General features: G+C 50.9%; 11 protein-coding genes and 1 riboswitch. Of the genes, 10 read left to right on the top strand and 1 reads right to left on the bottom strand.

The window, feature by feature from the left end; translation table 11 throughout:
- The first annotated feature begins 2 nt into the window (after positions 1–2).
- The 9 genes from ACQ4MX_RS07020 to ACQ4MX_RS06980 all read left to right on the top strand — a co-directional run bounded on the left by ACQ4MX_RS07020 (position 3) and on the right by ACQ4MX_RS06980 (position 8491).
- Complete coding sequence (locus ACQ4MX_RS07020) at positions 3–773, top strand: histidine phosphatase family protein (protein ID WP_431091268.1); 771 nt, start codon at positions 3–5, stop codon at positions 771–773.
- Entirely contained in the window at positions 746–907 is a 162-nt protein-coding gene (locus tag ACQ4MX_RS07015) for a hypothetical protein (protein ID WP_187644861.1), read from the top strand. The genes ACQ4MX_RS07020 and ACQ4MX_RS07015 overlap by 28 nt, the downstream gene beginning before the upstream one ends.
- A riboswitch (cobalamin riboswitch) is annotated at positions 898–1091 on the top strand. It overlaps the preceding gene by 10 nt.
- 207 nt (positions 1092–1298) lie before the next feature.
- Positions 1299–2303, top strand: a complete 1005-nt coding sequence (locus ACQ4MX_RS07010) for an ABC transporter substrate-binding protein (RefSeq protein ID WP_431089904.1) — start codon at positions 1299–1301, stop codon at positions 2301–2303.
- Entirely contained in the window at positions 2300–3346 is a 1047-nt protein-coding gene (locus tag ACQ4MX_RS07005; protein WP_431089903.1) for a FecCD family ABC transporter permease, read from the top strand. The genes ACQ4MX_RS07010 and ACQ4MX_RS07005 overlap by 4 nt, the downstream gene beginning before the upstream one ends.
- Entirely contained in the window at positions 3343–4209 is an 867-nt protein-coding gene (locus tag ACQ4MX_RS07000; protein ID WP_431089902.1) for an ABC transporter ATP-binding protein, read from the top strand. The genes ACQ4MX_RS07005 and ACQ4MX_RS07000 overlap by 4 nt, the downstream gene beginning before the upstream one ends.
- 75 nt (positions 4210–4284) lie before the next feature.
- A complete protein-coding gene (gene cobT, locus ACQ4MX_RS06995) occupies positions 4285–5355 on the top strand; it encodes a nicotinate-nucleotide--dimethylbenzimidazole phosphoribosyltransferase (RefSeq protein WP_431089901.1) in 1071 nt (356 codons plus the stop codon).
- A complete protein-coding gene (locus ACQ4MX_RS06990) occupies positions 5352–5972 on the top strand; it encodes a bifunctional adenosylcobinamide kinase/adenosylcobinamide-phosphate guanylyltransferase (protein WP_431089900.1) in 621 nt (206 codons plus the stop codon). Before cobT ends, ACQ4MX_RS06990 begins: the two co-directional genes overlap by 4 nt.
- Complete coding sequence (cobS, locus tag ACQ4MX_RS06985; RefSeq protein WP_431089899.1) at positions 5969–6835, top strand: adenosylcobinamide-GDP ribazoletransferase; 867 nt, start codon at positions 5969–5971, stop codon at positions 6833–6835. The genes ACQ4MX_RS06990 and cobS overlap by 4 nt, the downstream gene beginning before the upstream one ends.
- A 39-nt stretch (positions 6836–6874) precedes the next feature.
- Entirely contained in the window at positions 6875–8491 is a 1617-nt protein-coding gene (locus ACQ4MX_RS06980) for a cobyric acid synthase (protein WP_431089898.1), read from the top strand.
- Between the two features lie 99 nt (positions 8492–8590).
- On the opposite strand, the gene ACQ4MX_RS06975 is transcribed toward ACQ4MX_RS06980, so the two are convergent.
- Positions 8591–10291 carry a methyl-accepting chemotaxis protein gene (locus ACQ4MX_RS06975; protein WP_431089897.1) on the bottom strand — a complete coding sequence of 567 codons (1701 nt, stop codon included), beginning with the start codon at positions 10289–10291 and terminating at the stop codon, positions 8591–8593.
- Between the two features lie 506 nt (positions 10292–10797).
- On the opposite strand from ACQ4MX_RS06975, the gene ACQ4MX_RS06970 reads away from it, so the two are divergent.
- Positions 10798–12048, top strand: a complete 1251-nt coding sequence (locus ACQ4MX_RS06970) for a PTS transporter subunit EIIC (protein ID WP_431089896.1) — start codon at positions 10798–10800, stop codon at positions 12046–12048.
- The last annotated feature ends 36 nt before the right edge of the window (positions 12049–12084 follow it).

Below are 12084 nucleotides of genomic sequence, written 5' to 3'. Positions count from 1 at the left end.
ATATGACCTTGGAGCATTATTTTACAGAACATCAGCAGTGGGACTTGGAACTTGTGCTGGTGCGGCACGGCACAACCTTATGGAACAGGGAACGTCGGTACCTGGGGCACTTCGATCTGGGATTGCTACCGGGAGCAGAGCAAGAACTAGAGCCTTTGCGGGAAAAATTACAGAGGCATTCCTTTGTCCGAATCTATTGCAGTGACTTGATACGTTGCCGTCAGACCTTGCAGATCATTTTGCCGAAATCGGAACTGGGACCAGAGCTTGGAGAGGGAACCCACTTCGAATTGAAACCGGAATCACGGTTGGAGCTGACATCGAAATGGGATTCTGAACGTTTCCTATCTAATAGGTCTGCTTGGTCTGTCATCATGGAATCACGTCTGAGAGAGCTTCATTTTGGGGAATGGGATGGAAAAACGTATGACATGCTCAAGGATGTGGCGCTGTACCGCGCGTGGATTGATGAGCCGCAACGAGTTACACCGCCGGGGGGAGAGCCTTGGGCAGACTTTGTGAACCGCCTCGATGAATTCCTAGACTCTTTGTATGAGTGGCGTAAAATGATGGATGTTCAGAAAACAGGCATGCCTGATGCTCCACCTTCTGTGCTGGTCGTCACGCATGGTGGAGTGATTCGTCAGTTGGCTTGTATGCTGGTACCGGGTCATGATTTTTGGAGTTTGAATCCGAAGCCGGGAGCGGCAATTACGATTCGGTTGAGGCTGGGAGAGCGACACCAGTGGATAGGAGAGGTGCTTTCTTTTTAGGTCAGATAGGGGCAGGTGAACAGGCGGTTTGGGTTGTAAGCCAGTCTTTTTTAACCTATAATCATCAAGTAAAAGAACGGCTTGACCAACACTACATCAAATATCCAGCAGACGAGGTCGGTGCAGCGGGATGAAACCCTCGGGTTCTTTCCGGTGCGCTGTTAAAAGGGAAGCCGGTGTGAATCCGGCGCGGTCCCGCCACTGTAAATGGAAAAATGCCAGCCCGCTATGCTTTATGTGCCACAAAGCATATGAATGAGCAGTAGGCTGTCGCATGTTTCTGTAAGTCAGGATACCTGCCCGTCCGCCTGTCACCATAGTCCTTCGAGGAAAGGATGACGTGTTCGCAGTGACTGTCCATGCGGAAGAAACTGCCGCCTGCGTACGATCTGCGCTAACGTGACCCCTGTGTCCTTATCTGAGGATGCAGGGGTTTTTTGAAAGGAAAAGAAGGCTGGATTTAGCAGATATCGGATGATGTTCAAGTGACGATCTTAAAAGAATTTATATGGAGGGGTGTAAATCATGGCAGGAAATAAAATGAAGGTCTGGACTACAGGCTTATTGGCTCTGATTTTGGCGGTTGTGCTGAGTGCATGTGGAGCTAACGGAAAGAACGCTGAAAATAAAGGGGATCAAGCCTCACAGCAACCAGGACAGACAGCAACCGCTCAGGAGTCTCCGGGAAAAACGGTCTACCCGCTGACCATTAAGGATGCGACCGGACAGGAGTTTACGTTCAAAAAAGCGCCGGACAAAATCGTTTCCGTCTCCCCGGCTGAAACCGAGGCGCTGTTCGCCATTGGACTGGATAAGGAAATTGTCGGCGTATCCGACTATTCCGATTACCCGGAAGCGGCTACGAAGAAGCCCAAAGTGGGCGGTATTATGAAGCCGAATGAAGAGGCGATCATCGCCGCGAATCCCGAAGTCGTTTTTGCAGGAATATCGCTCAGTGAGCAGGCGACGACCAAGCTGCGTGACCTGGGAATCATGATTTTTAAAACCGAGCCGAAAACGGTTGAAGATGTCATGGCTAACATTGAATTGTACGGGAAGATCACTGACCATCAGAAAGAAGCGAGAGCGGTAACCGACAAGATGAGAGCAGATGTTGCGGAAGTGAAAGACGGTGTTAAAAATATCGGCAAAGGGCAGAAGCTGAGAGTATACGTCGAATTTTCACCCGGCTGGACGGTTGGCAAGGGAGAGTTTATGGATGAGCTGATTTCTTTGGCGGGCGGGGAAAATGTCGCTGCAACCCAAAAGGGCTGGTACCAGATCAGTGAGGAAAATATTATAGCGGCGAATCCGGACGTAATTTTATACAGCAAAAATGTCAAGGACGACAAAACAGGCCAGACGCTCGGCGATATCATCAAAGCCCGCAGTGGCTGGGATCAAATATCGGCTGTTCGTCAAAACCGGGTGTTTGCCGTGGATGATAATCTGATCAGTCGTCCGGGTCCGCGTGTAACGGAAGGTCTCAAGGAAGTGGCCAAGGGCGTGTATCCTGAAATTTTCAAATGACTCGTAGACTGATCGGCTTTGGAGGGGCAGGTCTTGCCTTATTGCTGCTGACGCTGTTGCTCTGTCTCGGCATCGGCTCGGCCAAGCTTCCCGTCAGCCAAATCACGGGTATTCTGGTCAACCATCTGCCGTGGTTAGGTGAGACGTTTACACCGGATTGGAATCCATCCACAGAGCAGATTATTTTGAAGATCAGACTGCCGCGTGTCTTACTGGGAATGCTGGTAGGCGCAGCGCTTGCGCTGGCGGGAGCCGGATTTCAAGGTGTGCTGCGCAATCCGCTGGCTGATCCGTACACGCTGGGGGTATCCTCGGGTGCTTCGGTAGGGGCAGCAGTGCTGATTTATTGGGGGCTTCGATTTTCGTTTGTAGGCGTATGGACACTGCCGCTGGTGGCATTTACGACTGGAATGCTGACGTTGTGGATGGTGCTAACGTTGGCGCGGGAAGGCGGAAAAATTCCAACGCAAAGCCTTATTTTATCAGGCGTGGTGATGCAATCTTTTCTGGGTGCGGTTGTTTCTTTTCTGACAGCCATGTCGAAGGAGACGGTTAATGAAATATTGTACTGGACAATGGGGAGCCTTAGTCTGCGCGGCTGGTCGTATACAGGCATCCTTTTGCCTTATGTGGTCATTGGGCTGGTGTTTCTGTGGAACCGGGCACGAGTGCTGAATATTCTGGCTTTGGGTGAACGTCAGGCAGCTCATATGGGAGTTAATGTAGATGCAACGAAGCTATCCGTTCTGATCATATCCACGCTGCTGACGGCTGCGGCTGTCTCGGTATGCGGGGTGATTGGCTTTGTGGGACTCGTTGTACCGCATATCATCCGTCTGGTGACGGGACCCGACTACCGGATGATTGTTCCGTTATCCGCGCTGGGCGGGGCTATTTTTATGGTTTGGGCCGATACTGCGGCGCGTACATTGCTGGCTCCGACGGAAATTCCTCTTGGTGTCATGACAGCCTTTGTCGGTGCACCGTTCTTCGCATATCTCCTGTACCGGAACAAGAAGCTGCGCAGGGGGGGACTGCTGTGAAAGAAGCAAGTGGACCACAGGCATCGCGAGTCCGGGCGTTGGAGATTGCCAGTCTGACTCGTGATTTTGGGGAATTCCATGCGTTAAAAAATATAAGCTGGAGTGTAGACGAAGGAGATTGGTGGGGCATCATCGGCCCGAACGGGAGTGGAAAGTCGACGTTGCTGCATCTGCTTTCCGGGGTGGATCACGCGACTTCGGGAAACGTTCTTGTATATGGTAAAAAGGTCAGCAGCTATGGCAGAAAAGAGCTTTCCCGTCTTGTAGCTGTGCTCCAGCAGGAAGGGCTCCCCCCGGTGGGTTACACGGTAAGGGAAGTTGTGGAGATGGGACGCTTTCCCCATCAGGACTGGTTTGGTAGAGAAAAGGTGGATAAGGAAAAAGGGATGGACCCGGAAATCATTACGGATCGTGTGCTGGAGAGGCTCGGTCTTACCAACTTGGCGGACAGGTCGTTAGACCGTTTGAGCGGGGGACAGCGGCAGCGCGTGGCTTTGGCGAAGGTGATGGTGCAGGAGCCACAGATTTTGCTGCTGGATGAGCCTACAACCTATCTGGATCTGCGCTATCAGCTTGAATTTATGGAGCTACTGGCGGAATGGCGGCGGGAAACGGGCGTGACAATTATCTCTGTCCTGCACGATCTCAATTTGACTGCCCAGTTTTGTGATGATTTGCTTGTGCTCAAGGACGGGATGGTTGAGGGGTTAGGAGCTTCATCAGAGTTGTTAACGGAGGAACGAATTCGCCATGTGTATGGTGTTGAGCCTGTAATGTTGCCTCATCCGGATAGTGGTGTGCCGCAGCTTTTACTGCGGAGAAGTGCACGGGATGCAACTGGTCGGGGCGAACGCCTGGAGTAATTTGAGTAAAGTATTGAAGAAACAGAATTTATGATGAGATCGCTAAACACATATAGGGAGCAGGGAGTGGAGGGCATGAACGAAAAATTACAGCAGTTGATCGCCAGCATTGCACAGCCGGACGGGGCGGCAGCCTTGGCGGCCTCGGAGCATTTGGACCAATTAACGAAGCCACCAGGGAGTCTTGGAAAACTGGAAAGTCTGGCTATACAGTTGGCAGGCATTACGGGGGTGGACAAGCCTGAGTTTGACCGCAAAACGGTTATGGTCATGGCAGCGGATCATGGTGTGTGTGAAGAGGGGGTCAGCGCCTTCCCGGCAGAGGTTACACAGCAAATGCTATATAACATGCTGTCTGGCGGCGCGGCCATTAATGTGCTTGCACGTCATGCAGGCGCAGATGTCAAGGTGGTAGACGTGGGTGTGAATGCAGATGTCGCTCACGCGGATTTGGTGAACCGTAAGGTGCGTATGGGGACCGCGAACATGGCGAAGGGGCCGGCGATGCTGCGTACGGAAGCCGAGCAAGCGATTTTGGCTGGAGCTGAAGCTGTGGCGGAAGCAGTCAAAGGCGGCACACGATTATTCGTAACCGGAGAGCTGGGCATTGGAAATACGACGGCCAGCGCTGCGGTCGTATGTGCTCTTACCGGGCTGGAGCCAGAAATGATCGTTGGCCGGGGCACGGGTGTGGATTCGGCTGGGCTGACCCGTAAAATAGCGGTCGTCTGCCGCGCATTGGACGTGAACCAGCCTGACGGAAACGACGCCCTTGACGTACTGACCAAGGTCGGCGGCCTGGAGATTGCCGCATTGGCAGGCGTCATCCTCGGCGCAGCCGCTCATCGCTGTCCGGTCGTGCTGGACGGCTTTATCTCCGGCGCAGCTGCGCTCGCTGCGCGTACACTTGCGCCTGCAAGCGCAGCGTACATGCTCGCTTCGCACGCCTCGGACGAGCGCGGGCATGCGGCGGTGCTTCGCGAGCTCAAGCTGGAGCCGATGCTTCATCTGGACATGCGGCTCGGGGAGGGCACAGGCGGTGCGCTTAGCCTGCACCTGATTGATGCGGCGTGCCGCATTATGCGCGAAATGGCGACCTTTGCCGATGCAGGCGTATCGGACGGTCAGGGAGCCGCGGAGCGATGAAGGCGCTCGTGACCGGCGGTGCACGCAGCGGTAAAAGCGGCTTTGCCGAGCGATTGTGCATGTCGCGCGCCCCGCGCGCCTGCTACATTGCAACGGCGCAAGCCTATGACGTGGAGATGAAGGAGCGTATCGCCCTTCATCGGCTTCAGCGCGAGTCTGCCGGGTACGACTGGCAGACGCTGGAGGAAGCGCAGGCGCTGCCGGAGCTGCTGCGGCGTCTGGGCGGCGGCGTAGAGCCACGGCTGGCTGCACAAGGCAGCAATCCTGCCGACCTGCACGTCAGTCAGGTACCGCAGCCATCGCCTGCACCCATGGTACTGGTCGATTGCCTGACCCTCTGGCTGTCGAACGTGCTGCTGGCCGCAGATGAGGACGGCGAAGCTGGGGCCCGTGCCGCCATGGATGATCTGGCGACAGCCGTGGAGCAGTATCCGGGGCCGCTCGTCATCGTGACCAATGAGGTCGGTGACGGCATTGTACCCGAGTATCCGCTTGGACGGCTGTATCGGGATTTAAGCGGGATGATGAATCAGCGGATCGCCCGCCTTTGTGATGAGGTATTTCTGGTGACGGCTGGCATTCCCGTAGAACTAAAACAGTTGGAATACAAGCTATGAGCGGCGAACGTCAGGCGATTGCGGCTGCTTTCCAATTTTTGTCCCGTCTTCCAGTTAAGGCAGAGCTAGATTTTTCGCCAGAGCTGCTGAAACGTAGTGCAAGCTATTATCCGTTGGTAGGGATGGTCATCGGCCTCATCGTATGGTGCTTTGCAGTGCTTGCTTCTCTGGTATTGCCGCCGTTACCATGTGCAGTTCTTACCCTTGCCGTTTGGGTGTGGCTCACGGGCGGGTTGCATCTGGACGGCTGGATGGATGCCGCTGATGCTTTGTTCAGCTATCGTTCCCGTGAACGGATGCTGGAGATTATGAAGGATAGCCGTGTAGGGGCGATGGGCGTCATTGCTTGTGTGCTATTGCTTATGCTCAAGGCTTCTTTGCTGTATACGGTGCTTTCTGAACGGGATCTGTCCGGTTTATTGCTGCTTCCGATGGTTTGGAGCCGCTGGTTTATGGTAAGCGCGATGAAGCGCTGGCCGAAAGCTCGTAATGATGATGGACTGGCGGCGCGTTTTGCTGATATGAGTGGCAGACGTGCCGGATTGGCTGTGTTCTGGGCTGTACTCATCACGTTGGGTGCCGCAGCAGGGCAATGTATCATTGCCGGATGGTTTACAGGAACAGGCGGCATGGGCAATACATCTTTTACAGCGGAGGGGCAGTCAATCTTTTCCCATCCGGGCGAATTAGCCATTTGGACAGGCTTTTTGCTGCTACCGCTGCTGGCCAATGGTGTTGGAAGCTTCACAGCAAGCCGTATTAACCGCCGTTTGGGTGGACTGACAGGGGATATTTACGGAGCCCTGAACGAATTGTTGGAGACTGTTTTATTGCTGTTTATTGTGATTTTGTGCGGACTGTAAGCAGATTTTTAAATGAATTGGTAAAAGGGGAAGAGGCAATTGTCAACTTTCGAACCGTCCCGCAGGAATCCCGCAGCAGTGCTTATGCTTCAGGGCACAGCATCGGATGTGGGCAAAAGCGTGGTGACCACTGCACTGTGCCGTATATTCACGCAGGATGGCTATCATCCCGCACCGTTCAAGTCACAAAATATGGCGCTAAATTCTTATGTCACCGAGGGCGGCAAAGAAATTGGACGCGCTCAGGGTGTGCAGGCAGAAGCCTGCGGTATTGAAGCAACGACTGATATGAACCCAATTTTGATCAAGCCGGTCAAGGATATGCATTCACAAATTGTTGTTCACGGTGTACCTTATGCATATATGAGTGCTTCCGATTACCGAAAGGAATTTTTGCCGCAAGCCAAGCAGACGGTCATGGACGCGCTGAATCGGCTGCGTGATACCTATGACATTGTGCTTATGGAAGGGGCAGGCAGTCCGGCAGAGATTAATTTAAAGGACCGCGATATTGTAAATATGAATCTTGCGGGCTGGGCGGACGCTCCAGTGCTGCTTATTTCGGATATCGACCGGGGCGGTGTTTTCGCTTCTCTGGTAGGAACGATTGAGCTGCTGGAGCCGCATGAGGTGCAGCGTATCCGTGGATTTGTCATTAACAAGTTCAGAGGGGATCTGTCTCTGCTTCAGCCGGGACTGGACTGGCTGGAGGAACGAACCGGTATTCCTGTACTCGGCGTGTTGCCCTATCTACCGGATATCCGCATTGAGGCAGAGGATTCCGTGGTGCTGGACAAGAAGCCCAAGCTGTCTGCAAAGGATAAAGCGCTGGACATTGCGGTCATTCGTTATCCGCGTATTTCCAATTTTACAGACACGGATGCTTTGGCCGCAGAGCCGGATGTGAGTGTACGTTATGTCACGGAGGCCGGAGAACTGGGTGTACCTGACGCTATTATTTTACCGGGGACGAAGGACACGATTGGCGATCTGCTTGAATTGCGGACAAGAGGTCTGGAGCAGGACATACGGGAGGCTATGAATGCGGGACGCACGCAGTTGGTTGGCATTTGCGGAGGCTATCAGATGCTCGGTACAGCCTTGTTTGATCCCGAAGCGGTCGAATCTGGGTTGCCGCAGCAGGCAGAAGGGTTAGGTTGGCTGGCTCTATCCACGACCTTTTTAAAGGAAAAGCAAACGGTACGCGTACAGGGAACCTTGTCTACTCACTGCCCATTGTTGCTAATTGCGCCCGATTCGGATTCTGCTCCCGCGACGATGATTGAAGGCTATGAGATACATATGGGCGTTACGGAATGTGTTACGGAACCACACGCGCCTACAGATAGTGCCGAGGAAATGAACCCAATGCACACGTTATTCCATATTCGTCGCGGCAAGGGAACGGCCTTTGATGAAGGTTGGGGAACAGCTGATGGTAAAGTATGGGGTACCTATTTGCATGGGGTGTTTGATAACGATCGTTTTCGCCGTTCCTGGCTGGATGGATTGAGACAAGCCAAGGGCTTGGCAGCGCTGGACAGCACCTTTACCGTACGTGAAGCCAAGGAACGTGAGTTTGACCGTGTTGCAGAGGTGGTTCGGGCCCATTTGGACATGGACCGAATCTACCGCATTATGGGGATGGACTCTTAACCTTTATAGATGATCGTATAAAATACGCTTTTAAAAATAAAGAGGTATCTCCATAGCCGTGTTCGTGGCCGAGAGATACCTCTTTCCTTGTAGTTCATCTTAGTTGATTTTGAATTTTTGTACGGCTTTTTGCAGTTCGGTCGCTTGCTTGCTTAATTGCCGTACGACCTCGCTGTGGCCTTCCATCTCATTCAGTTGCTCATCGGCATTATAACCGATTTCCTGAATCATATGCTGGGCATTGGCAGCGATGAGAGCTGTCTCCTCCACGGATGCCGATACCTGCTCTGAGCTGGCGGATACCTGCTCTGTAGCTGCGGATACCGTCTGAATCGTTGCATTGATCGTTTGCATGAGCTGGCTTAGCTGATTAAAGGCTGTACTCGCTTGCTGCACCATTTCCGTTCCCGAATGAATTTCACGGCTGACCCGGGTCACAGAGTCAACGGACTGTTGCGATACTTCCTGAATGGTTACCAGATAATCGGAAATTTGCTGTGTCGCTTCTTTTGACTGCTCGGCGAGCTTGCGAACCTCTCCGGCTACAACGGCGAAGCCGCGTCCATGTTCACCTGCACGAGCAGCCTCAATGGAGGCATTCAGGGACAACATTTGAATCTGTTTTGTAATGTCAAAAATAGCCGAAACGATGCTTCCGATGGCCTCGGAGCGCTCATTCATACTGTGGATGTATCGAAGAGACTCATCGGCAGCCTGTCCTACCTGCGACATTTGGGCTACGGCATTTTGAGCGAGCGTATTACCATTCACTGTTTCTTCGGTTGCTTCACTGATCTGATCGGATACATCATTGGCAGAGGAGGCAATATGCTGAACGCCTTGTGCGATTTCCTCCATAGCCTGTGCATTTTCGGCAGCAGCAGAAGCTATGCTGGTACTGCCCTTTGCCACTTCCTCTGCGGCAACAGTAGAGTCCTGTACTTTTCCCCCCATCGCTTCAGTCCGGCGGAGCAGCTCGTCCGAGCCTTTTACAACTGCACCGGATGTGGAAAGCACATGGCCGATCATTTCTTTCAGATTGTGGGACATGGATTGGAAGCTGCGGGCAAGTTGTGCAATTTCGTTGTTACCGATAACCTTCGGTTCTTGTGACAGGTCACCTTGAGCAATTTTTTCACTATGACGAACCAGTTCTGCAATGGGCTCTACAACCTTGCGCACGACAATGGTAGAAATAATTCCACCCAGCAGGAGCGTTGCAATTGTAATACCTATGCAAATCCATAAAATTTGTTGGGATTTGTCCTGCACAAAGCCAACGTCCTCGTTCACACCCAGGACCAGGTTACTGCCCGATATGGCAAAGAAGGCGGTTTTGTGTACTCCGTATGAATCGCTGTAAATATCGCTAACATTCATCTCGCCTTGTTTTGCTTTTTTGATATCCTCCACAGGAACCAGTGCATCCTTGACCTTATATAACGATTTTTCATTTCGTGCGATAACCTCGGCCTTACCATCTTTCACCACTGCGATATATGCCGATTCAAGCTTAAGAGTGTTAACCTTATCCTGAAGATAAGATTCCATCTGCATACCAGACCCGGAATCCGAACCATTTCCTTGCTGTGCCTGGACTGCCAAAGAAATATTAAGATCCTGATACACACTCTTGGCCCCGGTTTCCAGCATTTGATCCACCTGAGGAATGACACTGTTATTAATGATACTCATGGATACTGCATAAAAACTGACACTGAACAGAAGGGACGCGAAGAGTAGAATCAATAAAATCATAATCCGTAATTTTGCGCCAATGGAACGGTTAAAACGCTGCATGAAAAATCTCCTCCCACATGATGATGACAAGTTGGTATTAAAAAGAAAATATACAGATTTCCCTGCTTGAAGTAGGCCGCTTGTCCAATTTGACATTAGACAAGTCATGATCTACTTATTTTCCTTTTCTGCTTGAAGAAAAAACTGAAAATGTTCGGATTCTATGTATATTTCAGCTGTATTCAAGGGGCAAGAACAAGAAAGGGAAGTAATCCATGAATTACTAAAAAGTAGGTTAGACCTATTTTACATAATTAACAGGCGGTTGAATAGTCATATTTGCCCAAAAACAAACAAAAAATATATATCTATGGTCTTGGGTGTTTAGGTGGAGTGATTATATGGAGCACGAAAATAAATATCTCACCCCTTCTTTTAAAACTATTGTAAAAAAGAAGTAATGAAAGTAGTATAAGGAATGTCACCTTCCATGTACTTCCTGTAAGCCGTTATATATAAGTACGAATGTGGCCTTCAATATACATAAAAAAGGGGAAAAGGCTTTTATGAATCAGGATTTACTTTCCAAAGAAATGAGTTCGCAGACAGGAGGAGAAGACAAACAGGAGCCCACTTCCGGTAACGATAAAACGGTCACAAAGGGAAATCCGATAAGTCGACTGTTTGATTTTATTTCGGGCGTATTTACTTCAATCCTGCCGGCACTGATCGGGGCGGGAATCATTCAGGTGATAGCTTCTGTCTTGTTGTATCTGGATATTGATTCTAATTTTAAAATTTTTACAATTGTAATGTACATTAGCGGAATAGTATTTTATCTTCTACCCTTTATGGTGGCAGTAAGCGCAGCCAAAAAGCTTGGCAGCAACATATTTATTGCAGCAGTCATCGGGGGATGCTCGTTTTTTCCCAGCCTTACGGAAGTGCTGAAGTCCGCTAAAGAGATCAGCTCGACCAGTTTACCAGTGGCGGAGCCCCAGTATATTTCTTCCTTTATACTGATCCTTATTGCCGTTTGGCTTGCAGCGAAGATTGAGCAAGGATTGGGCAAATTAAATCGCTATTCCATTCAGCTACTGGTTGCCCCAACGTTGACACTCATCATTATAGTGCCTTTATTGCTGTTTGTTTTCGGTCCGCTGTGGACTACCCTGGCTCATACATTGTCAGAAGAATTTTCTTCATTGTTCTTCTTCAATTCGGAAGTATTGGCGGGTCTGCTGTATGGAGGCACTATACCTTTGCTTCATTTTTCGGGCATGAAATATATGCTGGTGAACGATATGCTGGAATCCGTTGCTGCGACGGGCTATGATTATATTGCTCCTGTCATGGTGGCGGCGGTTATGGCTCAAGCGGGGGCGGCGTTCGGCGTATGTATTAAATCCAAAAATTCCAAAGTCAAGGCGCTGGCCGCAACCACAGGCTTGTTAGCCATGCTGGGAATCATTGAACCGGCCATGTATGGTGTTAATGTACGTTTCAAAAAACCGTTTCTTGCCGCGCTGATCGGCGGGGCTATTGGTGGGGCGTTTATGTGTTTTTTTGAAACAGCGCTCACAGCTTTTTCAGGCTTATACGGACTAATGACTTTACCGTTGGTTACTGACTCCACGCTTGTGTATGCCGTTTTGGGTATGGTCATTTCGTTTGTTACGGCTGGTGTAATTACGTATTTCATGGGCTTTGCGGATGAACAAGAGGAACACTCCAAAGGAGCAACTGCATCTGGCATCAGCACAGCTTCGGACTTGGTTGTGGAAAAGAGTGCAAACCAGCTAGGAGACTCCAATTAAACCGTCGCAGGACGTGTCATTCCACACATTGGGCAA

It is taken from the genome of Paenibacillus sp. 8b26, assembly GCF_050626875.1.
Classification (GTDB): domain Bacteria; phylum Bacillota; class Bacilli; order Paenibacillales; family Paenibacillaceae; genus Paenibacillus.
The sequence above is the reverse complement of the archived record's forward strand: the minus strand, read 5'-3'. Positions and strand labels throughout refer to the sequence as shown.

Bases quoted from the DNA above. Each gene is read 5' to 3' on its own strand.
- ACQ4MX_RS07010 (WP_431089904.1), top strand. From the start codon at position 1,299: ATGGCAGGAAATAAAATGAAGGTCTGGACTACAGGCTTATTGGCTCTG.
- ACQ4MX_RS06970 (WP_431089896.1), top strand. From the start codon at position 10,798: ATGAATCAGGATTTACTTTCCAAAGAAATGAGTTCGCAGACAGGAGGA.
- cobT (WP_431089901.1), top strand. From the start codon at position 4,285: ATGAACGAAAAATTACAGCAGTTGATCGCCAGCATTGCACAGCCGGAC.
- ACQ4MX_RS06975 (WP_431089897.1), bottom strand. From the start codon at position 10,291: ATGCAGCGTTTTAACCGTTCCATTGGCGCAAAATTACGGATTATGATT.
- ACQ4MX_RS06990 (WP_431089900.1), top strand. From the start codon at position 5,352: ATGAAGGCGCTCGTGACCGGCGGTGCACGCAGCGGTAAAAGCGGCTTT.
- cobS (WP_431089899.1), top strand. From the start codon at position 5,969: ATGAGCGGCGAACGTCAGGCGATTGCGGCTGCTTTCCAATTTTTGTCC.
- ACQ4MX_RS07020 (WP_431091268.1), top strand. From the start codon at position 3: ATGACCTTGGAGCATTATTTTACAGAACATCAGCAGTGGGACTTGGAA.
- ACQ4MX_RS07005 (WP_431089903.1), top strand. From the start codon at position 2,300: ATGACTCGTAGACTGATCGGCTTTGGAGGGGCAGGTCTTGCCTTATTG.